Annotated in this window: 20 protein-coding genes; 7 read left to right on the forward strand and 13 right to left on the reverse strand. The window is 39.8% G+C overall.

Annotation, left to right across the window (positions count from 1 at the left end; all coding sequences use genetic code 11):
- Positions 1 to 289 precede the first annotated feature (289 nt).
- Positions 290 to 2209, reverse strand: coding sequence for a DUF4914 family protein (locus ACT29I_RS17395; protein ID WP_430935256.1), 1920 nt, complete (start codon positions 2207 to 2209; stop codon positions 290 to 292).
- Positions 2210 to 2443: 234 nt separating this feature from the next.
- Here ACT29I_RS17395 and ACT29I_RS17400 point away from each other — a divergent pair, with 234 nt between their 5' ends.
- The 7 genes from ACT29I_RS17400 (at position 2444) to ACT29I_RS17430 (ending at position 12306) form a co-directional block, all read left to right on the forward strand.
- Positions 2444 to 3280, forward strand: a complete 837-nt coding sequence (locus ACT29I_RS17400) for a 1-acyl-sn-glycerol-3-phosphate acyltransferase (protein WP_430935254.1) — start codon at positions 2444 to 2446, stop codon at positions 3278 to 3280.
- A 28-nt stretch (positions 3281 to 3308) separates the two neighbouring features.
- Entirely contained in the window at positions 3309 to 4265 is a 957-nt protein-coding gene (locus ACT29I_RS17405) for a GNAT family N-acetyltransferase (RefSeq protein WP_444794023.1), read from the forward strand.
- Positions 4266 to 4478: 213 nt separating this feature from the next.
- A complete protein-coding gene (locus tag ACT29I_RS17410; protein ID WP_430935250.1) occupies positions 4479 to 4844 on the forward strand; it encodes a DUF6686 family protein in 366 nt (121 codons plus the stop codon).
- A gap of 183 nt (positions 4845 to 5027) precedes the next feature.
- Positions 5028 to 7256, forward strand: a complete 2229-nt coding sequence (pflB, locus tag ACT29I_RS17415; RefSeq protein ID WP_430935248.1) for a formate C-acetyltransferase — start codon at positions 5028 to 5030, stop codon at positions 7254 to 7256.
- 216 nt (positions 7257 to 7472) lie between these two features.
- Complete coding sequence (gene pflA, locus ACT29I_RS17420) at positions 7473 to 8216, forward strand: pyruvate formate-lyase-activating protein (protein ID WP_444794024.1); 744 nt, start codon at positions 7473 to 7475, stop codon at positions 8214 to 8216.
- Between the two features lie 104 nt (positions 8217 to 8320).
- Positions 8321 to 9103 (forward strand): formate/nitrite transporter family protein, encoded by a 783-nt coding sequence (locus tag ACT29I_RS17425; RefSeq protein ID WP_444794025.1) that lies wholly within the window; start codon positions 8321 to 8323, stop codon positions 9101 to 9103.
- A gap of 275 nt (positions 9104 to 9378) precedes the next feature.
- Positions 9379 to 12306: an FAD-binding and (Fe-S)-binding domain-containing protein gene (locus tag ACT29I_RS17430; protein WP_430935242.1), complete on the forward strand. Its 2928-nt coding sequence runs from the start codon at positions 9379 to 9381 to the stop codon at positions 12304 to 12306.
- A gap of 41 nt (positions 12307 to 12347) precedes the next feature.
- On the opposite strand, the gene ACT29I_RS17435 is transcribed toward ACT29I_RS17430, so the two are convergent.
- The 12 genes from ACT29I_RS17435 to secY form a co-directional block, all read right to left on the reverse strand.
- Positions 12348 to 15635, reverse strand: coding sequence for a two-component regulator propeller domain-containing protein (locus ACT29I_RS17435; protein WP_444794026.1), 3288 nt, complete (start codon positions 15633 to 15635; stop codon positions 12348 to 12350).
- A 437-nt stretch (positions 15636 to 16072) separates the two neighbouring features.
- Positions 16073 to 17377: a citrate (Si)-synthase gene (locus ACT29I_RS17440; protein WP_430935238.1), complete on the reverse strand. Its 1305-nt coding sequence runs from the start codon at positions 17375 to 17377 to the stop codon at positions 16073 to 16075.
- A 297-nt stretch (positions 17378 to 17674) separates the two neighbouring features.
- A complete protein-coding gene (eno, locus tag ACT29I_RS17445; protein ID WP_430935236.1) occupies positions 17675 to 18976 on the reverse strand; it encodes a phosphopyruvate hydratase in 1302 nt (433 codons plus the stop codon).
- Between the two features lie 111 nt (positions 18977 to 19087).
- Positions 19088 to 19666: a 50S ribosomal protein L17 gene (gene rplQ / locus ACT29I_RS17450; protein WP_444794027.1), complete on the reverse strand. Its 579-nt coding sequence runs from the start codon at positions 19664 to 19666 to the stop codon at positions 19088 to 19090.
- Between the two features lie 5 nt (positions 19667 to 19671).
- Positions 19672 to 20664 (reverse strand): DNA-directed RNA polymerase subunit alpha, encoded by a 993-nt coding sequence (locus ACT29I_RS17455; protein WP_430935232.1) that lies wholly within the window; start codon positions 20662 to 20664, stop codon positions 19672 to 19674.
- Between the two features lie 9 nt (positions 20665 to 20673).
- Positions 20674 to 21279, reverse strand: coding sequence for a 30S ribosomal protein S4 (gene rpsD, locus ACT29I_RS17460; RefSeq protein ID WP_430935230.1), 606 nt, complete (start codon positions 21277 to 21279; stop codon positions 20674 to 20676).
- Between the two features lie 141 nt (positions 21280 to 21420).
- Positions 21421 to 21810 (reverse strand): 30S ribosomal protein S11, encoded by a 390-nt coding sequence (gene rpsK, locus ACT29I_RS17465; RefSeq protein WP_066632644.1) that lies wholly within the window; start codon positions 21808 to 21810, stop codon positions 21421 to 21423.
- Positions 21811 to 21820: 10 nt separating this feature from the next.
- A complete protein-coding gene (gene rpsM / locus ACT29I_RS17470; RefSeq protein ID WP_430935227.1) occupies positions 21821 to 22198 on the reverse strand; it encodes a 30S ribosomal protein S13 in 378 nt (125 codons plus the stop codon).
- 11 nt (positions 22199 to 22209) lie between these two features.
- Positions 22210 to 22326, reverse strand: coding sequence for a type B 50S ribosomal protein L36 (ykgO, locus tag ACT29I_RS17475; protein ID WP_071792536.1), 117 nt, complete (start codon positions 22324 to 22326; stop codon positions 22210 to 22212).
- 12 nt (positions 22327 to 22338) lie between these two features.
- Complete coding sequence (infA, locus tag ACT29I_RS17480; protein ID WP_027472434.1) at positions 22339 to 22560, reverse strand: translation initiation factor IF-1; 222 nt, start codon at positions 22558 to 22560, stop codon at positions 22339 to 22341.
- A gap of 16 nt (positions 22561 to 22576) precedes the next feature.
- Positions 22577 to 23362 (reverse strand): type I methionyl aminopeptidase, encoded by a 786-nt coding sequence (gene map, locus ACT29I_RS17485; RefSeq protein WP_430935224.1) that lies wholly within the window; start codon positions 23360 to 23362, stop codon positions 22577 to 22579.
- 22 nt (positions 23363 to 23384) lie between these two features.
- The gene (gene secY, locus ACT29I_RS17490) at positions 23385 to 24710 is read right to left on the reverse strand and encodes a preprotein translocase subunit SecY (protein ID WP_430935222.1); all 1326 of its coding nucleotides are present in this window, start codon (positions 24708 to 24710) and stop codon (positions 23385 to 23387) included.

A 24710-nucleotide genomic window follows, 5' to 3' on the forward strand; every position in this document is an offset into this window, starting at 1 on the left:
GGATTGATAATTATTTTTGGTAAAAGTATGAATTTTTCAAACCACAATCAACCACTTTACGCCACTTTAATCCACTTTGTTGATAACTTTTTTCCCTTTTCCTTGCAAACATCATTTTTCAGGATGAAATCTGCCGGAATTCAGTTGGGTACTCCGCGTTGAGAAACGGATATAAAAAAAACAGCTACATTCTAATGCAGCTGCCTATATGTTTGATAAAAAGAGAGTTTATATTGTCTCTTTTTAATCACTTTGCCTAGCTAATCGAAACCGTTCATGAAAGCATTACTCAATCTTGGTGGCTGTTAAAAAACGAATATTGAAAATCCATGGGCATAATTTCTAAATATTCATCAACGGTCGCGTTGGACAAACAAGCCTCAATAATCCGTTTTCCAGTAACGGATATTTCAGATTTTAAATACTTTGGCAATTGACTTCTGAAAAATTCATGAAGTATTTCTGCTCCATCATCAAAAGCAGATTCTCCTACCTCAGCTTGTTTATGAACCTGCAAAAACCTTTTTGGTATTTCTTCTCCCTCAATCGTGATATAATTTAACTCAAAACCCAATAACGAACAGCGCGCTTTTTGAAATTGATCACTCCTAAGTTTGGCGTTACCCCGCCTTGTTAAGTATTCCCTCATTAACAATTGGGGTCTAAACCCAACCTTCCAGGCACCAATGTACTGATTGGGCACAAGCGTGTATCGCATTCGGGGGGTATTGATGATTTGCTCCAATAACAAATTGGCATGTGTTATCATTTTGCCTGCGGCAAATGGCCAGTAGGAACCAACCCCTTCACTTCCCATTCCTCCACCTCCAACAATGCTAGGGTTAGCATGTCCCCGAGGAGACACAAGCCTCCACAGCCACGCTAATGCAGGCGGCAGAATGTGGAATAACCCAAGAATCCCGTACGTTGGATTTTCTTTTGTACAAGGCGGAGTCCGGACACCAAAGCTCCTGATGTCTACCGTTGCCGGCGTTTTAATAACATTGGGGACAATATTTCTGGGAACTACTACTCTTGGATTCGGGCATCTTACGCCCGGACTGTCTTCGATATGGTTCCAAATTAATGCAGTGCATTCCGGGTTCGATTTTATATTTAAAAACAACAAGGGCTCCTCGGTCTTTATCGTTAGTTTCTCAAGAAAAGGGTCGTCTCCATAATCATTTACACTATCAACCCTTATAAACCAGGAATTTTCAGCATCTAAAACAGTTAACTTACCGTTATTTTTTTGGACAGATGGATGGCATAAGGCCATATCATCCGTCACTGGATTGAAAGAACAGAACAAAGGAATATTGATTAATTTTTTTTCACCAGTCAAGGAATTTTCACCAATCAAAACTTGTCCGTTTTCTTCCCTAACAATTTTTTGGTGCATCTCACTTTTTCCTCCGCCACTGGCGCCTTCGTGCATAAAGGTGGTGACATTATCGTATGGACTTACCACCTGCACTGTTGAACAGTGGGCCGTAACCCAACCCTCCCTTTCGCCTTTTGTCAGCAAAGCTCCATACAGTCCTTTTTTGGCACTAGGCCCGGGATATAGATTGTATGAAAATATCTCATGCAGATCCTCAGATCTTTTGTGCACCACTATTTGTTTTCCGTCAAAATGCGTATGCCGGAAGGTAGGTGCTACATAAATAGCCGATTCTACATCAAAATCCCAGGGTAGTTCATTAACGGGTATGATACGCTGAAGCATGGCCAACCCCATAGCGAAGAAACCCGCATTTTTAGGCGCTATAGCAATACCTCCTGAACCGATATTTTCAAATCCTGCAAAGTAAAAGAATATGGCTAATTCCTGGTCCTGAAGCCATTCTAAAGTTTCTTTACGCAAAGTATCAAAACCGTACCCCAACCGATCTTCAAAGCGTTCTTTATCTGTGGGTAGGTCATCAGCAATTAACATGGTATCGGGATCTCTGCGCCTCATATATGGTTCTACGTAATTAGCCGACACGCCATTGCTAACCCTATGAACAATCGCTTCGGTAACTTCACCCTTACCCGGTATTGTATATTTCACCTCGTAACAACTATTGTCGCCTCCCACAGCAGCTTTCGCCAATTGCTTCACGGTATCAAAAGTTTGAAAAGTTTTGCAACCGCCAAGAACTACATAAACATCATCGGGCAGACTAATTCTTTTCTTTTCAAGTTTTTTAAACAAATCTTTCATAATAAAAAGTATTTATAAGATCCTCCAGTCAGGCCATACCAAATCTTTCACTATTAAAAGATAACAAATTAAATAGGATGGACGAAGAATTAAGAGGTCTTTTTAATAGCAGGTTTTGTTAGACCATAATTTAAGGGTCATATCAAAAAACAGTCTAATCAAATATTCACTTTTTTACATATGGGCTATATGTTTAATTTTTTTTTTATAAAATTGAGCCTCATTTTATAAAACATGGAGGAGAAAGCAAAACAACAATTCACCAAAATCGATATCGAAAAGGTTTTTAGGGATAAAAACCCCGGTATTTTAAAATGGATTCCTAAATTCGTTATCTCTTACCTAAAAAGGGTAATTCATCAAGATAGCCTAAATTGGATGTTAGAAAAATATCCCGATAGCTATAATGTAGAATTCGGAAAAGTTTGCACGAGTCATTTCGGTGTAAAAAGCAAAAGTTTTGGATTGGAAAACATTCCAAAAGACGGGCGATATCTGTTTGTATCAAATCACCCTTTGGGCGGTCTGGACGGAATAATATTCATGAACGAAGTAGGCCGTGTTTTTGACAACATAAAATTTCCCGTAAACGACATCCTGTTACAAATTGGCCGCTTTAACGATATTTTCGTCCCTATTAATAAACATGGCGGACACTCTCGACAAGCCGCCAAACTTATCGAAGAGGCATTTGAATCTGAAAATCAAGTACTGTTTTTCCCTGCCGGATTGGTTTCGCGCAAACAAAAAGGAGGCATTAAGGACCTGGAATGGAAACCTAACTTTATTAAAAAGGCAATCAAACACCATCGAACTATTGTTCCGGTTCATATAGAAGGACGTAACTCGAACTTTTTCTATAATCTGGCTCGCTTGAGAAAATTTCTTGGACTTAAGGCAAACATTGAAATGCTTTACCTCGTAGATGAGATGTTCAAGCAAAAGGACAAACATATTACCCTAAGATTTGGGACGCCCATAAGCTGGAATGAACTAAAAAATGGAGAGTCGCCGAAAACTTGGGCCGAAAAAATAAAGGAAACAGTCTACAGCTTACCAAAATTAATTTAATTTTGCATTTGCTAACATGTATAAGTTCATGGACAACAACAAACCCATAATTGCGCCAATAGCCAAGGAAAAGCTTGAGGCCGAATTAACTAAAGAAAGATTTGTTCGCCACACCAACAAGGGCGGCAATAAAATATACGACTTTAGGGGGGACGAAGCCCCTAATTTAATGTTGGAAGTAGGCCGTTTAAGAGAGGAATCATTTCGTCAGGCAGGGGGAGGAACCGGTAAAGAAGCGGATATTGACGATTACGATACTGCAGAAGTACCTTACCGCCAATTAATAGTTTGGGACCCTGAAGAAAAGGAGATACTGGGCGGCTATCGTTATATAATGGGCAACCAAGTTCCCCGAGATAAAGATGGCAACGTTAAATTGGCCACCTCGCGACTTTTTCATTTTTCCGACCGGTTTCTGAATGATTTTTTCCCGTATACCATAGAGCTGGGAAGATCATTTGTTCAACCTCAATACCAATCGAGCAAGCAAGGCGCTAAAAGTCTTTTTGCGTTGGACAACCTATGGGATGGCTTGGGTTCGTTAATTGTAAACAATCCCCAGATGAAATACTTTTTTGGGAAAGTAACGATGTATACCCACTTTAACCAGGAAGCTCGTGATTTAATCTTGAGCTTTATGAACAAATACTTTAGCGATCCTGATAAATTGGTTTATCCTTTAGACGATTTTAAGGTAAAAATAGGTCTTTCTCAAGAAAAAATAGATGAGATTTTTCATGGCCCTACATTTGTTGAAGATTATAAAGTACTGAATAGGAGAGTAAGAGAACTTGGCGAAACCATTCCGCCATTGGTGAATGCCTACATGAATCTATCTCCTTCGATGCGATCCTTTGGAACAGCAGTAAACGACCGTTTTGGTGATGTTGAGGAAACCGGCATCATTATCACCATTAAAGACTTTAATCAAACGAAGACCGAACGTCATGTGGAAAGCTATAAGCCCGATGATCCGCACGACTAGACCCGCTCAGTCAGATAGAATAATCATTAAATAAGACACAAAAGCACTTTCGGAAACGAAGGTGCTTTTTTTATGCGAACCCCCACAATTAGGTATTGCCAGTATTTTTTACAATCCTCATTTTTGCAGTATGGAATTAATCTAAATTAAAATAAAACATTTCATAAGTTTGGACTGTTTTAGTTAGAAACATTACCCAAAAGGAGGAGAAATATGGAAAAGATAGATATTAAAACATTACACGGACATATATTTACTTGCGAGAAGTGCAACAAATTTCATTTTGAGTTTAATCAATTAGCTATTGACTTTTCGTCCTTAAATATCCTGGATAACTTTTACGATTACCTGAACAAGCTGGAAGGTAATGAGTTCGAAAAAATCAACTTTAACACGCTTTATCACAGAAAAATTCACATCCCTTTCCCTAATACTGCTATTAAAATGGTATTGTCGCAAGTGGATTTAAAGGAGCTTAAAATACTTATATCCATGTTCCTGAAAGAATACAAAACTGCTGAAGAGGAATCTCTTATGATGAAAAATCTGACGCACATATCAGAAAAACAATTGAACTGATGGTTCAAATCGGTTTTTAACAATCATTAGTTTTTAAGTAATTCATTACCTGTTTTACCTGATTGATAATATCATACAACAAATCTCCCGATTAATCCGAAGGATAAAGCACCCTGTCACAACAAGTTGGGATTTTCTATGAAAAAAATTAGCTATACTTTTGCACAAATTTTAAAAACAACTATGGAAACGAAAGATTTTGCCCCCGGCAATTGGAACAACGCCATTGACGTTAGAGACTTTGTAAAACAAAACATAACTCCATACACCGGAGACTACTCATTTCTGGAAGGAGCCAGCCCCAAAACAAAAAAGCTTTGGGACATTTGTCTTCAAGCCCTTAAAGAAGAAAGAGCAAACAACGGACTTAGAAATGTTGACACTGAAATTGTTTCAACAGTAAATTCGTTTGCCGCAGGATATATCGACAGGGATAACGAAGTGATTGTTGGTCTGCAAACCGACGAATTACTCAAAAGAGCCATGAAACCCTATGGCGGTTTCAAAGTGGTACAGAAAGCACTTTCGGAGCATGGCCTAAAACCATCCGACATTGTAACCGAAGCATTTGGTAAGTATACGAAAACGCACAACGATGGTGTTTTTGATGCGTATACCGACGAAATCAGAAAATTCCGTTCGTTAGGTTTTCTAACAGGACTGCCTGACAATTACGCCCGCGGCCGTATTATTGGCGATTACAGAAGGGTTGCCCTATATGGAATCCATCGATTAATCGAGGCTAAAAAAGAGGATCTAAAGGGTATAACAGGACCAATGAGCGACCATACTATTCGTTTGAGAGAAGAAGTGGCAGAGCAGTTGAAAGCCTTAAATCAAATGATTGACATGGGTAATCATTACGGCTTAGACTTATCCCGTCCTGCCGAAAACGGAAGGGAAGCTGTGCAATGGACTTACATGGCTTATCTGGCTGCCGTTAAAGAACAAGATGGTGCTGCCATGTCATTGGGTAGCGTTTCTTCGTTCCTGGATATTTTCATTGAGCGTGACCTACAAGCCGGAATTATCACCGAGCAGGAAGCCCAGGAATATATCGATCAGTTTGTGATGAAGCTCCGCATGGTCCGTCATCTGCGCATGGAAGCTTACGAGCAGATCTTTGCCGGTGACCCAACCTGGGTAACGGAATCAATAGGCGGTATGTTAGTCGATGGAAGAAGTAAGGTAACCAAAACTTCGTTCCGATTCCTGAACACCCTTTATAACCTGGGACCTTCCCCTGAGCCCAACATCACCATCCTTTGGTCGAACAGCTTGCCACAAGGATTTAAAGAGTTCTGTGCAAAGGTTTCTATCGACACTTCATCTATCCAGTACGAGAATGATGACCTAATGCGTTGCCATAGAGATAGTGACGATTATGGAATCGCTTGTTGTGTTTCGTTCCAGGAATTGGGAAAACACATTCAGTTTTTCGGGGCACGAACCAATCTGGCCAAAACATTGTTGTTAGCTTTAAATGGTGGGCGTTGCGAAAATACAGGCACCCAAATGGTTGATGGCATTCCCTCTATAGTCAGCGACGAGTATCTTGATTTTGACAAGGTAATGGCCAATTTTGACATAGCCATGAGAGAAGTTGCCCGTGTTTATAATGAGTCGATGAACATCATACACTACATGCACGACAAATACTATTACGAAAAAGCTCAGATGTCGTTAATCGATACCAATCCAAAAATTAACCTGGCATACGGTATCGCAGGACTATCAATTGTAGCCGATTCACTTTCAGCCATCAAACATGCCAAGGTGAAGCCTATCCGCAACGAAGATGGATTAACTGTTGATTTCCAAATTGAAGGAGAATTCCCAAAATATGGTAACGATGACGACCGTGTAGATTTAATTGCCCGTAGCCTGGTAAATCATTTTAGCGAAGAGTTGAAAAAGTTACCCGTTTACAAAAATGCCAACCCAACATTATCCGTTTTAACCATTACATCAAATGTTGTTTACGGTAAAAAAACAGGTGCTACGCCTGACGGTAGAGCCAAAGGTATTGCTTTTGCTCCCGGAGCAAACCCTATGCATGGACGCGATACACACGGTGCTATAGCTTCGTTAAACTCAGTGGCTAAAATAAATTACGAAGATTCGCAGGATGGCATTTCAAATACTTTCTCCATCGTTCCTAAATCATTAGGTTCAAACGAGAAAGATAGAATTGCGAACCTGGTTGCCGCTTTGGATGGCTATTTTGGAAAAAACGCCCAACACCTTAACGTAAATGTTCTGAATAGGGAACTTTTAAAAGATGCCATGGAACATCCTGAAGAGTATCCCCAGCTGACCATTAGGGTTTCGGGGTATGCGGTAAACTTTACACGTTTATCGCGCGAACAACAGCAAGAGGTTCTGTCTCGTTCGTTCCACGATTCGATGTAGTTTTTTACCCAAAAACGTCAAATACTGTGTTACGCTCAATAGGGGAATGCTCATTTACACAAGTTAAACTGTGCTTTGCCTATTTTTCCAGCCCTTGTATTTGAAGCTTTCTATGTAAAAACACTTCTTCGGAAAGTAAACACATACTCAAACACTGACTTGTTTGTGTATCTTTGCGCAAACAGGTCTTTGTTTTTCCTACTAACAGGATATATTATGACAGCATCAAAACTAAAAGTCCACTCTATAGAATCCTTTGGCACTCACGACGGTCCGGGTATCAGAATGGTTATCTTTTTACAAGGTTGTAACCTAAAGTGTTTGTACTGTCACAATCCTGACACCATTCCTTTAAAAGACGGAACAGAACATGGGATAGATTCTTTGGTAAAACGAGCCGAAAATATGAAAACTTACTTTGGAAAACTGGGAGGTATCACCGTTTCCGGTGGTGAACCCTTGTTGCAAAGCAAGGCCTTAATTCCATTTTTTAAAGCTTTAAAAGAAAAAGGAATTCATACCAATGTGGATACTAACGGCTCTGTTTTGACTTCTTCTGTAAAAGAACTGTTGGACGAGTATACCGATTTAATCATGGTTGACATCAAACACACGCACGCTTTGGGCTATCAACAACTTACAGGCGTAGATGGATTTGGCTCTTCACTAAAACTTATTCAACACCGCGAAAAGACCCGAAAGCCGGCATGGTTAAGGTACGTTCTAATTCCAGGTTATACAGATGACCCCGACGAGTTAATAAAAATGGGCGAACGGTACAAAAGCTTTGAATGTATCGAAAAAATAGAAATTCAACCTTATCACAAACTGGGCACGCACAAATGGGAAGCTTTAGGTGAAGAATATCAACTGAAAGATGCCCTTGAAAATACTCCCGAACAAATTGAACAAGCCAAAACCATTCTCCAACCTTACTTTAAAGAAGTCAAAATTAATTAGTTCGTAAAGTTAAAAGTCCATAAAGTTGAAAGTTAAAAGTTATTTTCAACCACGGCATTACAGACTTTATAAACTTTCAACGTTATAAACTTTCAACTAAAGATATGTCCTTATACTCTCCTCCCGAAATAATTAAAATAGCCGGTGATGCGGCCATCACAAAAGACAAATATTCAGCTAAAAAGATACTTACGCTAAGCTTTATGGCCGGGGCATATATTTCCTTCGGAGGGCTGCTTTCTATCCTGATAGCGGGTGGAATGCCGGAAATATCTGCTAAAAACCCGGGAATCACCAAATTCGTTTTCGGTGCTGCATTCCCGGTGGGACTGATGATGGTAGTAATGGCCGGGGCCGAACTATTCACCGGTAACAATGCCTATTTTATGCCAAATGTTTTAAGCAGGAAACAAACTTGGAAAGCTCCTTTACGGAACTGGGGATTTGTTTATTTCGGCAACTTCATCGGCTCTGTATTTGTTGCCTATTTTTTAACTCACCTAACCGAAGTAGTTTCTCACGAACCCTGGTTAGATATGGTGTTTAAAATTGCAGAAGACAAAACTTCGAACCCGTTCTACAAAACTTTCCTTAAAGGGATAGGTGCCAACTGGCTGGTTTGTCTGGCCCTTTGGATGGGAATGTCGGCGCAACATACCACAGGCAAAATAATGGGCATTTGGTGGCCGGTGATGGCTTTTGTGACCATGGGTTTTGAACACTCCATTGCCAACATGTTTTTTATCCCGTTGGCCATTTTCCAAGGAGCCGATATAACGTGGCCCAGCTTTGTAATTGACAACTTGATTCCGGCAACGCTGGGAAATATTGTTGGAGGCGCCTTTTTTGTGGGAACGTTATACTGGTACGCATACGAGAAAAAGTAAGACCTACACAGGGCTCCACTTTAAGCAATAACCTGAAAAATACCGTAATTTTCACTACTGAAGAAAATATCCTGACGGTTATTGCCCTAGCAGCAGGTATGTAATGAGTAGCCGGTCTGGCAGCTCATAACGAATTGTTTTGAAGTTACCAACATGGGTATCGGTCTGGGAGATGCCCTTTTTTTAGGCCCTGGTCCGCCAGAAACTTCGTTTATAAAGACATCCTCGGTGGATTCCGCTTTTTTTCATATTTTTACACTAAATAAAATATATCAATGAATAATCCCGATTCTCAATCACCCCTCAGACAACTTTCTTCTTTACTTAAAGGCGAAGTATCTTTCAAAGACCTGGATAGGGCCCAACATGCAACGGACGCTTCTGCTTATCGTGAAAAACCCGTAGGAGTTGTTTGGCCGCGGGACAATTCCGACTTGCATTTGATCGTTGACTTTGCCTACAAAAACAAAATCGAAATTATTCCAAGAGGTGCAGGAACATCGCTTGCGGGACAAGTGGTAGGAAGCGGGCTTGTGGTCAACATGTCCAAATACATGAACAATATCCTTGAATTGAACACAGAGGAAAGATGGGTGATGGTAGAACCTGGTGTTGTGCTGGATGAGCTCAACAAATATCTGGCTCCACATGGATTATTTTTTGGACCTGAGACGTCTACTGCAAACCGCTGCACTATCGGAGGAATGACTGGAAACAACTCATGTGGATCACATTCATTGGTTTATGGTAGTACCCGCGACCATTTATTGGAAGTTCATGGTTTCCTGTCCAACGGGGACGAAGTAGTATTTAAGGAACTCCAGAAGTGGGAATTCGACAAAAAATGTCAACAAGAAGGTTTGGAAGGGGATGTCTATCGCGAAATCAATAATATTCTCTCCAAACCGGAACATATTCGAGAAATAGAGAAAGAATACCCACATAAAGACATTCATCGCAGGAATACAGGATATGCTTTAGATTACTTGTCGCAAATGCTCCCGTTCAAGGAAGACGGGGAAAACTTTAACATGTGTAAGTTAATAGCTGGCTCCGAGGGCACATTAATGATGGCCAGCAAAATAAAGCTTAACCTTGTTCCAACTCCACCAAAACAACAGGCATTAGTCTGTGTTCATTTTCATTCATTGGATGAATCATTATATGCCAACATCGAAGCGCTAAAGCACTCGCCTAGAGCAGTGGAGCTAATTGATGATAAAATAATAGAGCTGACCGGGAAAAGCGCTGCTCAACAAAGTAACCGTTTTTTTATATCGGGCAAACCAAAAGCCTTATTGGTAATTGAATTTGCAGAAAATAGCTCTAAAAACCTAGACAAGAAAATACAAGGACTTATCAATGATTTTAAAGGCCAGGACTTAGGTTATGCTTACCCGATTGTTGAAGATAAAAACATAAACAGGGTTTGGGCATTACGCAAGGCAGGACTCGGTGTTCTTTCGAATATGAAAGGAGACAACCTGCCCGTTGGCGTTATTGAAGACACGGCTCTAAGACCACAGGATTTACCTGCTTTTGCACGGGATATCAAACAGTTGTTAGGTGGATTTGGAAAGGATTGCGTGTTTTACGCCCACGTCGGTAGCGGTGAATTACACCTTAGACCCGTATTAAACCTAAAGGATCCACAAGATGTGATTCTCTTCCGCAAAATAGCAAAAGAAACTGCCCTCATTGTAAAAAAATACAACGGTTCGTTAAGTGGCGAGCATGGCGACGGCCGGCTAAGAGGAGAATTTATTCCGCTTATGGTGGGTGATTTAAACTACAAGCTCTTCTTACGTATCAAACAAATATTCGATCCTGAAGGTCTGCTTAACCCTGATAAAATTGTCAATACACCACAAATGAATACTTCATTGAGGTACAGACAACCCAATCCGCTAAAAAGCCTTAATACCATACTTAGCTGGGAGGATACTGAAGGCATTGTTAGGGCTACCGAAAAATGTTCTGGTTCGGGCGACTGTTTAAAATCAGAAATTATTGGAGGCACCATGTGCCCAAGCTACATGGCTACCCGCGACGAAAAACATACGACACGTGGCAGGGCTAATATATTAAGGGAATATTTTACGGGAACGTTAGATTCCGATAATCTTTACCTCGAAGACGTGCAGGAGGTTTTAAGCCTTTGCCTTTCTTGCAAGGCTTGTAAGTCCGAATGTCCATCCGGCGTTGATATTGCCAAGCTTAAGGCAGAGTTTTTACAACATTACTACAGCCAAAAAGGTACTCCGGTTAAAGCCCTGTTGATTGGGCACATGCCTGACATTAATCGTATGTTCTCATCCTTTCCCTGGATTTATAATACAGCCGTAACAACTCCCGGCTTAAAATCATTATTGCCCAAAATGTTAGGGTTTAGCTCAAAAAGGTCAATCCCAACTATGAACAATATTACGCTAAAGACTTGGAGCAAGTGGCATAAAAAAGCAAACCCAAAACAAAAAACGGTCTATTTTTTTGCCGATGAGTTCACCAATTATTTGGATAGCGATATTGGCATAAAGGCAATTTTACTATTGGAGAAGTTAGGTTATAGGGTAGTAGTGCCTCAGCACTTAAGTAGCGGAAGAACTTATATTTCAAAAGGCCTATTGAAGAAGGCTAAAAAAATTGCCAATAGAAATATTGAGATGTTGGCTCCCATGGTTTCGTCATTAAGCCCTATCGTGGGGATTGAGCCATCGGCCATTCTTACTTTCAGGGATGAGTACCTGAATTTGGCAACCGATGCATTGCTAAGCGAGGCACAGAAAATAAAAAAGTGCACGTTTACCATTGAAGAATTCTTGGCGAATGAAATGAATAAGGGAAGAATACGAAAGGATCAGTTCACAACAGAGGAGCGAAAAATCCGTTTTCACGGACACTGCTATCAAAAAGCCCTTTCAAACACGAAATACATCAGGCAAGCATTATCGTTCCCCGAAAACTATGAAGCCGAGGAAATCGATTCGGGATGTTGCGGAATGGCAGGTTCTTTCGGTTTTGAAAAAGATTCTTATGCTATCTCCATGAAAATAGCTGAAATGAAGCTATTACCAGCTATTAGGGAAACCGAACAGAGTACTTTGTTGGCCGCTTCGGGTACTTCGTGCCGGCATCAAATCAAAGATGGATCGGACAGGGAAGCGAAACACCCTGTAGAGATATTATATGAAGCATTGTTATAATATTATTTTTAGGCTATAATTTTGAACAACACGAATTTAACCTACTCTTCTAAAGGTTTTATTCCCATCACAATCATATCATCCAGCTGTTCAAAATTACCCATCCATTCTTCAATTTTTTGATGCAGGATAGCTTTTTGATCTTCTGCCGGTAGTCTATGGATGTTCAACAGCAGGTGCCTGAACCTCCTATATTTAAATTTCTTACCTTCATCTCCGCCAAACTGATCCGCATACCCATCCGAGAAAATATAAAAAACATCATTTTCTTCCAGAGCAATTTCATGTTTTGAGAATCTCATTTCCTTTTCACCGTTATATCCAATTGGGAAACGATTGCCTTTATAAACAAACATTTCATTATCCCTAATCAAATATAATGGATTGTAAGCCCCGGCAAAAGATAGTTTTCTTTCGCTTTTATCGATTATACATAGTGCTATGTCCATTCCGTCGTTCACGCTTAAGGTATCGCTCCGTTCGGGGCTGGAATTCTTTTTAAAAGTATTGATTACCTCCTTGTTTAACCTTTCTAAAATATAAGCCGGACAGTGCTCAATCTTCGAATTTATAATACCCTTTAACATATCGTAGGCAATAATGGACATAAAGGCACCGGGAACACCATGTCCCGTGCAGTCCACCGCTGCAATAAATATTTTACCATTGATCTCATGTTTCCAGTAAAAATCGCCACTTACCAAATCTTTAGGCCGATAATACACAAAGGACTCGGGAAGCACCTTCTTAATTTCAAGTTCTGACGGAAGAATGGATTCCTGAATTCTTTTGGCATAATAGATACTGTCCGTCAGGCTTTGGTTAATCTTTGAAAGCAATTCCCGTTGTGCCTCAATTTTCTTTTTGTCACCTGCTTTTTCTTCCAGGGATTTATAGGCTGATTTATAATTTCTGATACGGAAATTAATAATGGATTGGATAAGAAACACCAGTGCAATCAGATAAAATGCATAAGCATAGCTCGACATCCAGATGGGGGGAACTACAGATATGTCTAAGGTAACCGGTTTCTCTGTCCAAATATGATCGCTGTTGGCCCCTTTAACGTGAAGTGTATAATCCCCCGCAGGCAAATCAGATATATCAAGCGTGTTCTCCGATGTCACCGGCCTCCAATCATCGTCAAAACCTTCCAAATAGACTTGATACTTGTTTTTGGCTGATTCCGAAAATTCCAACGCAGCAAACCTTACCTTAAGCATAGAGCTTTTTCTGTACTTAAGCTTAATCTGGGGGGTATCCGTCTTAAAACTACCTTTGATTTTACCCTTATGAAACAATTCGATCGAAGTAAATACGACTTCCGGCCGATGCAAATTATAATGGATGGAATCAGGATTTATAAATGCCACCCCTTCTACACCTCCAAAATAAGCCATGCCCGAATTAGACTGTTCAACAGCTCCAACATTAAATACATAACCAGGTAAACCGTCGGCAATATCAAAGTTATAGATTTGTTTGTTGGCCTTTATTAAAGATATTCCTTTATTGGTACTCAACCATACCCCTGAATTATTATCGCAAATTACACCATAAACCATGTCGTTTGCTAATCCCGAAGAGTGCGTATAAAAGCCGGACACATCCTCTTTCTTACTATAAAAGCTGATACCCGATCTAGTCCCGAACCATATCCTGTCCTGATCATCTTCGGCAATAGACAAAATATAGTTGTTGCTCAATACAGATATTGAATCCCCGGAATTTCTAAGATGGCCGATTTTTTTAACCGTATCGTCATTACTGTCCAAAAAGTTAACACCATCACTGGTTCCAATCCATAATATCCCTTCCGAATCGAGTAACAGGTCGTTAATCTCATCGCTACATATACTCTCTTCGTTGCCTTTTTCAGCAAAAAAATTATTAATGGAATTGCCGTCATATTTGTAAAGCCCGAACTGGGTTCCGAACCAGATATTTCCCCTGGCATCTTCTTCAATGGCATTGATTCTATTTTCCTCGAGCAATGCTTTTACTTCTTTGCTTTGGGTATAGGTAAATTCACTTATTGTGCCTCTTTCCAGGTAAAAGATATAAATACCTTTAGCCGTACCAATCCATATCCGATCTTTCGAATCCCTGCACAAAGCCAATACCATGTCTTCCCCAATTTTATTCAAGGAACGGTTCACGGGATAACTATATACATCACCTCTTTCAGGGTCGAGTATTTTTAATCCTTTATCAGCTGTACCCAACCATATCAATTCTTGTTCATCAATATAAATACTCTTGATATCATAGCTGTTCAGATCACTGTATTTTTTATCGCCACGCATGATGCGTTTAAACTTTTTGGGCTTAAAATCCACTTTTAACAGTCCGCTATATCGTGTACCCACCCATAACAAACCCGAATTATCTTCAAACAAAAAGGTAACTTCGTCCTCAGTTATCAAATTTTGTTTTTGATTATAAAACGAATCCTTATTGTAATCCAATACATCCTTGCCACGGCTATACTCTGCTATTCGCAAACCTGCTTTAGTACCAAGCCAAATTGATCCCGAAGAGTGCCTGATAACAGCATTAATAGCATTTTCTTTTCCGGATAGTGAATTTATTTTTTTATTGCTATAGGACTCATCTCGTTGGTTAAGGTGATATAAACCCTGCGATCCTGCCAGAATAAATGATTTTGCTGATAATTCCAGTATCCCGGTGATTGCCCCCAGTTGGTTTGAATAGGTTCCATATTCATCATCAACAATTACCCTTTCGTATAGCTTCTCCCTGGTATTAAATTGCGCTATTCCATCTTTTGTTCCAATCCACAGTATATGGGGATTTTTGTAAAATATAGGTATGTTCAGTTTTTCCTGATATTTGAAAATACTACTATATAAACCATACGTTGATTTTAAAAGAGGATCAATTTTTAAATTCAACAAATAATTATTTGTTTTTACCCACAGTGAAGAATCCTTATCAAAGGATAGTCCATATATATTGTCTTCCGGCAATTCATATGCCCCTTCCAATTTACTATTATAACAGGTAAATGTTCCCGTTATTCGATCCCATTTGTTCAGCCCGTTGCCAATAGTTCCAATCCAAAGGTTACCGTCGACATCCTCACTTATACATTGTATATGGTTACCTGATATTGAAGTACTGTCCTCAAGGTTGTGACGAAAAACTTTAAACGAATACCCATCGTACTTGTTTAAACCATCCTGTGTACCCACCCATAAAAATCCTTTGCTATCCTGAAAAATGGATGTGATACCATTACCCGATAACCCTTCATGAATCGAATATGAGCTTATACTAACATCTCCCTGTGCTTTTAGTACATCCATAGATACTAAACCACACAGAATAACAGATGCTAATAACAACGTGCACCGATTAATTATTTTAAGTTTCCATTGAAAAAATTGACATTTCATACGCGCAGCTAAATTAGCAAAATGTCTTTATTTTAATATTCGTTTAGGAAAAAAACACAAATTAAGTCATGATGTTGCACCATTAAAGCGTATGTAACATAATTCCAATCAACCCCAACATGAATCAACTCCATTTGGGCCATCCAAACTTATCTGGGACTTATTGGCTTTAGGCGAAAGAAATAATTTTCATGAAAAACCGGGATTAATAACTTCTTAATCGAAGCAAAAAGCCCCTTGTTAACAATATAACAAGAGGCCACCATGTAAAATATGATTAATCGAAACCAGCATGTCCGTCCGTTTAACACAGACACACGGCAAATGATAGAATTGTGGAAAAATATTTATTTGACCTTATCCATAAACCATTGCAAATTCTGAGACTTAGGTCTTTCAATGGGCAATCCGTAAAGTCGGTCCCAAATAAGTTGTGTCAACACCCCAAGTGCCCTTGAAACTCCAAATAAAACCGTATAAATTGGATACTCGACTATTCCGTAACTGGTAAGTAACGATCCTGAGATAGCATCCACATTAGGCCAAGGATTTTTTACCTTACCGGTTGCCGCCAACACATCGGGCACCACATTATATATCCTATTCACCAGCTTAACGTATGGCGCATCCGGAATATATTTATTGGCAAAATCAAGTTGTACCTGGAATCGAGGATCTGTTTTTCGTAATACCGCATGACCATATCCGGGTATCACTCTTCCCTTACTTAATGTTTCTTCGGCATAAGCTTTAATTTGAGCTTCCGTTGGGTCTTCGCTTCCAATCTCCCGCTTCATTTTATTTAACCAGTGCATCACATCCTGATTGGCCATCCCATGTAGTGGCCCGGCCAAACCATTCATACCCGCCGAAAAACTATAATATGGGTTTGATAATGCTGACCCCACCAAATGGGTGGCATGTGCAGATACATTGCCTCCTTCGTGATCGGAATGGATCAGCATGTACAAGCGCATCAGCCTCTTTACCTCTTCGCTATCATGCCCCATCATATGTGCCAAATTACCAGCCCAATCCAAACCGGGATCAACCGGGATATGTCTTCCCTGATGGAAAACCCTTCGATAAATGTATGCTGCAATGATAGGCAATCGTGCTATCAGGTCCATTACCCCTTCGTAGGTAGGGTCCCAATAATCTTTTTTATCCATACCCACCAAATAAGCTTTGCGGAATTGTGATTCTGTCGACATGGCCAAAATAGCCGTATTAAACTGAATCATTGGGTGAGCATCCTTTGGTAATGCTTCAATCACATCGTACACATGAGGGGGAATTCCTTGTGCCCGCAATGCCCATTGCTCACTAATATATTTAACATCTTCATCGCTAGGTAATTCGCCTGTAAGCATCAAATAAAAAATGCCTTCGGGCAATGGCTCGCCATCCTCATGTATCTTAGGTAATTTTTCTTTTAGTTCCGGAATTGAATATCCCCGAAATCGGATACCCTCTTCTGCATCAAGCTTGGATGTACAGGTCAATAAGCCAACTACGCCTTTCATACCTGTTAGCACCTGTCCAACGGTTACTTCTTGTATAACTTTATCGCCATGCTCTTTAATAAGTTCCTTAACCATATTTGCCTTAGGGATAGCAATATCGATTAGTTTTTGTTTTATATAGTCCATAAGTAATTATTTGATGTTTGATAAATATACGAAATAACGAAACATATACTTAGCCAAATAACACCTTAATTAATTTTTTCTGCCACAACGAAGAAGTACCAAAGAATACATTTCCAAAGCCTATCCTTCTCTCAGTGACCATTAATCCCCGCTTAACATCAATTGTTATTTATCCTAATTTGAAGAATGTTTCCCAACATCATAAGAACAGCCATTGTTAAATTTTGTTCGTTAATTTAAAAAAACAAAAAAGGGTGCCCTCAGGACACCCTCTAAATCATTATATACGAAATACAGTTAAGCTTTTTTCGCTTTAGCATAACCATAGATAGCGCTTGCGCCTAATTCTTCTTCAATACGAAGCAATTGGTTGTACTTGGCCATACGGTCAGAACGGCTCAAAGAACCTGTTTTGATTTGACCTGAGTTAGTAGCAACGGCGATGTCAGCAATTGTAGAATCCTCAGTTTCACCGGAACGGTGAGAAGTAACTGAAGTATAACCTGCTCTGTGAGCCATTTCAATTGCATTTAAAGTTTCAGTTAAAGTACCAATTTGGTTTACTTTAATAAGGATTGAGTTAGCAGCTCCTAATTCGATACCTTTCTTCAGGTAATCAACGTTAGTTACAAATAAGTCATCACCTACCAATTGGCACTTATCCCCAATTTTGTTGTTTAATGCAACCCATCCGTCCCAGTCGTTCTCGTCCATTCCGTCTTCGATAGAATCGATAGGGAATTTTTCGGCTAATTCAGCTAAGAAAGCAGCTTGCTCCTCAGAAGTTCTTTTAACTCCGTTTGGCTCAAAAATGCTATAATCGTAAACACCATCCTTGAAGAACTCAGAAGAAGCACAGTCCATAGCGATAGAAACATCACCTCCATCTTCTGCACGTCCTGGCTTGTAACCCGCGTTTTTAATAGCAGTAAGGATACAGTCGATAGCCTCTTCGGTACCACCTAACATTGGAGCGAAACCTCCTTCATCGCCAACAGCGGTAGAAAGACCTTTTCCTTTAAGAACTTTGGCAAGCGCATGAAATACCTCAGCACCCATACGTAATCCTTCTTTGAAAGTAGGAGCGCCGATAGGGCGGATCATGAACTCTTGGAAAGCGATCGTCGCATCAGAGTGAGAACCTCCGTTAATAATGTTCATCATTGGAACAGGAAGTGTACAGGCGTTTGTACCACCGATGTAGCGGTAAAGGGGCATACCCAGGTACTCAGCAGCAGCTCTGGCTGTAGCTAAAGAAACACCTAAGATAGCGTTAGCACCTAATTTGCTCTTGGTTTTAGTTCCGTCCATTTCAAGCATCTTGCTATCCACACCAACTTGATCTAGCACGCTAAAACCGATTAATTCTGGAGCAATTACATCGTTTACGTTGGCAACCGCTTTTTGAACACCTTTACCTAAGTAACGGCCTTTGTCGCCATCTCTAAGCTCTAAAGCTTCGTGCTCACCAGTAGACGCTCCCGAAGGAACAGCAGCACGACCAACAAAACCACTTTCTAGTGTTACTTCTACTTCGATAGTAGGATTTCCACGTGAGTCAAGAATCTCACGAGCATGAACATTTGAAATTTGTCCCATAATATTGACTTATTTAAAAATTGAGTTTACAATTCTATAAAAAAAGGATAATAGCACGAGGCAATTATCCTTTTATTTTATCATGAATACATGTATTTAACTACAAATTCACTATTCCTTTGCATTTTCTTCATCTGAAGGTGCTTCAGTCGATTCATCCGCAGCTTTCGCTTCAGGAGCAGCAGATTCGGCAGCCGCATCCGCGGAGGCAGCTTTATCTTCTTTTTCCACAACTGCAGTTTCCACTGCTGCTGCTGAATCAGAAGATTTCTTACGACGTGTACGACGTGTTTTCTTCTCAGAAGATGCTTTGCTTGCAGACAACATGTTTTCGTTGTAATCTACCAGCTCGATATAACACATATCTGCATTATCACCAATACGGTTACCCAACTTTAAAATACGGGTATAACCACCAGGTCTTTCGCCAATTTTGCCCGCTACTTCTCTGAACAGCTCGGAAACGGCCTCTTTATTTTTTAGGTAACTAAAAACAACTCTTCGTTGTGCAGTTGAATCATCTTTAGATTTAGTAATAAGCGGCTCAACGTACATACGCAATGCTTTTGCTTTCGCCACCGTGGTTTTAATTCTCTTATGCATGATAAGAGAATTAGCCATGTTTGCAAGCATTGCCTTACGGTGAGCGCTCTTTCTACCTAAGTGATTGAACTTTTTTCTATGTCTCATCGCAATTATTCCTTGTCTAATTTATACTTAGTAATATCCATGCCAAAGGTTAAGTTCATCACCTGTAACAAATCATCAAGCTCTGTTAATGACTTTTTACCGAAGTTACGGAACTTCAATAAATCGTTACGGTTAAACTGCACCAACTCTCCCAGTGTTTCCACATCAGCTGCTTTTAGGCAATTAAGTGCACGTACCGAAAGGTCCAGATCAACCAATTTGGTTTTAAGAAGCTGACGCATATGAAGTACTTCTTCATCAAATTCTTCGTTACCAAACTTCTCGTCCGAATCCAGCGTGATTCTTTCGTCGGAAAACAGCATAAAGTGGTAAATCAAAATTTTCGCGGCTTCTTTTAAAGCATCCTTGGGATGGATAGAACCGTCTGTTTCTATTTCAATAATTAATTTCTCGTAGTCAGTCTTCTGCTCTACACGATAGTTTTCAATCGCATATTTTACATTCCTGACCGGAGTATATATAGAGTCGATCGCGATAACGCCAAACTCAGCATCTACCGAACGGTTTTCCTCTGCGGGAATATAGCCCCTACCCTTATTAATGGTTAGTTCCATTTTAAGGTTTACATCAGGGTTCATCAAGCAGATGGTTTTATCAGGATTCAATACCTCAAAGCCTGTCATGAAGTTGCTCAACTCGCCGGCTTTTAATTCATCTTTACCCGACACGCTGATAGTTACTTTTTCACTATCTACCTCTTCAACAATCTGTTTGAATCTGATTTGCTTAAGATTAAGAATTATGTCGGCTACATCATTAATTACGCCAGGTATAGTTGAAAACTCATGATCAACACCTTCGATTTTTACAGATGTAATAGCGAAACCTTCTAATGAGGATAACAAAATTCTTCTTAAGGCATTTCCAACTGTAATACCATATCCCGGCTCTAGCGGGCGAAATTCGAATCGGCCAAATTGCTTGTCCGACTCTAGCATAATTACTTTATCTGGTTTTTGGAATGCTAATATTGCCATAAGAATAAATTATTTAGAATACAATTCAACGATCAATTGTTCTTTAATGTTTTCAGGAATATCTTCCCTCTCCGGCACATTTAAAAATTTACCGCTTACAGAGTCGTTGTCCCACTCTAACCAAGAGAAGTTATGCACTGAAGATGCTGCCAAAGATTCCGTGATTGCCTCAAGTGACTTAGACTTTTGGCGAACCCCGATGATTTGATCAGCTTTAACAGTGTATGACGGAATGTTTACGATTTCACCGTCCACTGTAATATGCTTGTGAGATACAAGCTGACGAGCAGCAGCTCTTGTAGGCGCAATACCTAAACGATATACTACGTTGTCTAATCGACACTCTAGTAAACCAAGTAAAACCTCACCGGTAATACCCTTTGAGCGAGATGCTTTTTTAAACAGGTTACTAAATTGCTTCTCTAATACACCGTAAGTATATTTAGCTTTTTGTTTTTCTTTTAACTGAACACCGTATTCCGATGTTTTTCTGCGACGGTTGTTACCGTGCTGTCCTGGAGGATAGTTCTTTCTTTCAAAGCTTTTATCCGAACCATAAATTGCCTCACCAAATTTACGGGCAATTCTTGTTTTAGGTCCAATGTATCTAGCCATTCTTCTAAATTTTTGTTTTTAAATTTTTGTTTTCAAATTATGAATATGAAGGCCGCGAGATTATAGAGAGGAGGTTCTATATATAATCATCCATAATTCAAAATCCAAAAGCTCAATTTATGGTTAATAACTAGTAATTAATTATACTCTTCGTCTTTTTGGAGGACGACATCCATTATGAGGCATTGGCGTGATGTCCACAATCTCTGTTACTTCTATTCCACTGGAGTGGATAGAACGAATTGCAGACTCGCGACCGTTACCCGGTCCTTTTACGTATACCTTCACCTTTCTCAATCCAAGATCAAATGCTACTTTGGAGCAATCGGATGCTGCAGTTTGAGCTGCGTAAGGGGTGTTCTTTTTAGAACCCCTGAATCCCATTTTACCCGCACTTGACCAAGAAATTACCTGACCATTCTTATTGGTCAAAGAAATAATAATGTTATTGAAAGATGAGTGAATATGTGCTTCTCCCTGAGCCTCTACTTTTACGACTCTTTTCTTCTGACTCGCTGTCTTCTTTGCCATATTTCAATTATTATTTAGTTGCTTTCTTTTTGTTTGCAACAGTTTTCTTCTTCCCTTTACGTGTACGAGCGTTGTTTTTCGTTTTTTGTCCACGTAACGGTAAACCGATACGATGACGGATTCCACGGTAACAACCGATATCCATCAAACGTTTGATGTTCAACTGAATTTCAGAACGAAGTTCACCTTCTATTTTGTACTCTTCAGCAATAATCTCACGAACTTTAGCTGTTTGTTCGTCTGTCCATTCGCTAACTTTTAAGTTAACGTCTATCCCAGCAGCGCCAAGGATACCTTGGGCAGCGCTCTGCCCGATTCCGTAAATATATGTCAATGATACCACACCACGCTTGTTGGTTGGTATATCAACTCCAGCAATTCTAGCCATAATATTAATAATTATCCTTGACGTTGTTTAAACTTTGGATTCTTTTTGTTAATCACGTATAAGCGTCCTTTGCGTTTTACGATCTTGCAATCGGCGCTTCTCTTCTTAACAGATGCTCTAACCTTCATTTTATTATAGAATTAATTTTTATACCTATATGAAATTCTACCCTTGGTAAGGTCGTATGGAGACATCTCCACCTTCACTTTATCGCCCGGCAAAATTTTAATATAGTGCATTCTCATTTTACCCGAGATATGCGCTGTAATGATATGCCCGTTTTCCAATTCCACTCTAAACATGGCATTTGAAAGGGCTTCTATTATCGTTCCGTCTTGTTCTATCGAGGCTTGTTTAGCCATAATGTGTTACCTTTTTTTAAATTTCAGACTGCAAAGTTAATATTTCTTCAACAAATTTGAAACTTGATAGTATATCTGCTTCATTTTTTCCCACGGCAACAGAGTGCTCGAAGTGAGCAGATACCTTTTTGTCGATGGTCCTGATGGTCCACCCATCATTTTCCTGAACAATATTTCGCTTACCTAAATTAATCATGGGTTCAATGGCGATTACCATTCCTGGCTTTAACAATGTACCATTTCCTCTCCTGCCATAATTAGGCACTTCCGGCGCTTCATGCAAGTTTCTTCCCACTCCATGTCCTACCATTTCGCGCACCACTGAATATCCTCTTGCCTCACTGTGTTGCTGTATCGCATAACCAATATCACCTAATCGTTTACCGGCTACTGCATTTTCAATTCCTTTGTAAAGCGATTCTTTGGTAGTGGTCAGCAAATCTTTTTTTTCCTGACTTACTTCACCTACCTCGAAAGTATAGGCAGAATCACCATAAAATTCATTTTTCAACACACCACAGTCAACAGAAACAATATCCCCGTTTTCGAGCGGTTTATTGTTTGGTATTCCGTGTACAACTTGTTCATTTACCGAAGTACAAAGGGTATTAGGATATCCCTGGTAATCAAGAAAACCAGGAATACCACCGTTATCCCTTATAAACTCTTCGGCGACTTTATCCAACTCCAAGGTGGTAACGCCAGGCTTAATCAGTTTTGCAACTTCACCTAGTGTTTTAGCCACCAACATGTTACTTTGTCGAAGTAACTCAATCTCCTCGTCTGTCTTAAGATATATCATTGTACGAACGACCTCTCATTAATTAGTAAACAGCAGGTCCGCCACCGGTTCTACCTTTGATTCTTCCCGACTTCATTAATCCGTCATAGTGACGCATCAACAAGTGACTCTCAATTTGTTGCAATGTATCCAAAACAACGCCTACAAGAATCAATAAAGAAGTACCTCCATAAAACTGGGCAAACATTCTATCTACACCTGCAATCATTGCAAAAGCAGGCAATATCGCTACCAAAGCCAAAAATACCGATCCCGGCAAAGTGATCTTTGACATTACTGAATCTAAGAACTCCACTGTTTTTTTACCTGGTTTAACACCCGGTATAAAACCACCGTTTCGTTTCATATCCTCGGCCATTTGCGTTGGATTGATAGTAATAGCCGTATAAAAATAGGTAAAAGCAATGATTAAAAAGGCGAATGTTACATTGTAACCCACTCCCGTAAAATCGGCAAACATTGCGGTAAACCAACTATTTCCACCGTCTCCTACATATCCGGCCAATGTAATAGGCACAAACATAATTGCCTGGGCAAAAATGATAGGCATTACACCAGCAGCGTTCACTTTTAATGGTATGTATTGACGAACTCCTCCGTATTGCTTATTTCCCACAATGCGCTTAGCGTACTGTACCGGAATACGGCGAGTTCCCTGTACCAACAAAATTGTACCTGCAAACACAAAGAAAAGAACCACGATCTCAATCAACAACATCACCAATCCACCACCTTCTTCTAAACGAGATACGAATTCGGCCACCGCGGCAAACGGCAATCGCGCAATAATACCGATCATAATAATCAACGATATACCATTACCAATCCCTTTTTCAGTTATTCTTTCTCCCAGCCACATTACAAACATAGTACCTGCCGTAAGTATAACGATTGATGTAATTTTGAACATCAATCCTGGAGTAGAAATGGCTGCATCGGGAAGGTTAGCCAAATAAGCCGGTGATTGAAACAATAGTATGATAACTGTCAGATAACGTGTAATTTGGTTAATCTTACGTCTTCCGCTTTCACCTTCGCGCTGTAATCTTTGAAAATAAGGAACAGCGATTCCTAACAGTTGAATAACGATAGAAGCAGATATGTAAGGCATAATACCTAACCCAAATACAGATGCATTAGAGAACGCACCTCCTGAGAACATATCTAACAGTCCCATAACTCCTTCAGCAGTTTGGTCTTTTAATGCACTTAATTGAGTTGGATCGATTCCCGGTAGTACAATAAACGAGCCCAGGCGGTAAATCAATACCAGGCCGATTGTTGTAAGAATACGGGATTTAAGATCCTCAATCTTCCAAATGTTGCGAATTGTTTCGATCAGTTTCAT

It is taken from the genome of Saccharicrinis sp. GN24d3, from assembly GCF_052400645.1.
Lineage (GTDB): Bacteria > Bacteroidota > Bacteroidia > Bacteroidales > Marinilabiliaceae > Saccharicrinis.

Bases quoted from the DNA above. Each gene is read 5' to 3' on its own strand.
- ACT29I_RS17395 (WP_430935256.1), bottom strand. From the start codon at position 2,209: ATGAAAGATTTGTTTAAAAAACTTGAAAAGAAAAGAATTAGTCTGCCC.
- ACT29I_RS17400 (WP_430935254.1), top strand. From the start codon at position 2,444: ATGGAGGAGAAAGCAAAACAACAATTCACCAAAATCGATATCGAAAAG.
- ACT29I_RS17405 (WP_444794023.1), top strand. From the start codon at position 3,309: ATGGACAACAACAAACCCATAATTGCGCCAATAGCCAAGGAAAAGCTT.
- ACT29I_RS17410 (WP_430935250.1), top strand. From the start codon at position 4,479: ATGGAAAAGATAGATATTAAAACATTACACGGACATATATTTACTTGC.
- pflB (WP_430935248.1), top strand. From the start codon at position 5,028: ATGGAAACGAAAGATTTTGCCCCCGGCAATTGGAACAACGCCATTGAC.
- pflA (WP_444794024.1), top strand. From the start codon at position 7,473: ATGACAGCATCAAAACTAAAAGTCCACTCTATAGAATCCTTTGGCACT.
- ACT29I_RS17425 (WP_444794025.1), top strand. From the start codon at position 8,321: ATGTCCTTATACTCTCCTCCCGAAATAATTAAAATAGCCGGTGATGCG.
- ACT29I_RS17430 (WP_430935242.1), top strand. From the start codon at position 9,379: ATGAATAATCCCGATTCTCAATCACCCCTCAGACAACTTTCTTCTTTA.
- ACT29I_RS17435 (WP_444794026.1), bottom strand. From the start codon at position 15,635: ATGGATGTACTAAAAGCACAGGGAGATGTTAGTATAAGCTCATATTCG.
- ACT29I_RS17440 (WP_430935238.1), bottom strand. From the start codon at position 17,377: ATGGACTATATAAAACAAAAACTAATCGATATTGCTATCCCTAAGGCA.
- eno (WP_430935236.1), bottom strand. From the start codon at position 18,976: ATGGGACAAATTTCAAATGTTCATGCTCGTGAGATTCTTGACTCACGT.
- rplQ (WP_444794027.1), bottom strand. From the start codon at position 19,666: ATGAGACATAGAAAAAAGTTCAATCACTTAGGTAGAAAGAGCGCTCAC.
- ACT29I_RS17455 (WP_430935232.1), bottom strand. From the start codon at position 20,664: ATGGCAATATTAGCATTCCAAAAACCAGATAAAGTAATTATGCTAGAG.
- rpsD (WP_430935230.1), bottom strand. From the start codon at position 21,279: ATGGCTAGATACATTGGACCTAAAACAAGAATTGCCCGTAAATTTGGT.
- rpsK (WP_066632644.1), bottom strand. From the start codon at position 21,810: ATGGCAAAGAAGACAGCGAGTCAGAAGAAAAGAGTCGTAAAAGTAGAG.
- rpsM (WP_430935227.1), bottom strand. From the start codon at position 22,198: ATGGCTAGAATTGCTGGAGTTGATATACCAACCAACAAGCGTGGTGTG.
- ykgO (WP_071792536.1), bottom strand. From the start codon at position 22,326: ATGAAGGTTAGAGCATCTGTTAAGAAGAGAAGCGCCGATTGCAAGATC.
- infA (WP_027472434.1), bottom strand. From the start codon at position 22,560: ATGGCTAAACAAGCCTCGATAGAACAAGACGGAACGATAATAGAAGCC.
- map (WP_430935224.1), bottom strand. From the start codon at position 23,362: ATGATATATCTTAAGACAGACGAGGAGATTGAGTTACTTCGACAAAGT.
- secY (WP_430935222.1), bottom strand. From the start codon at position 24,710: ATGAAACTGATCGAAACAATTCGCAACATTTGGAAGATTGAGGATCTT.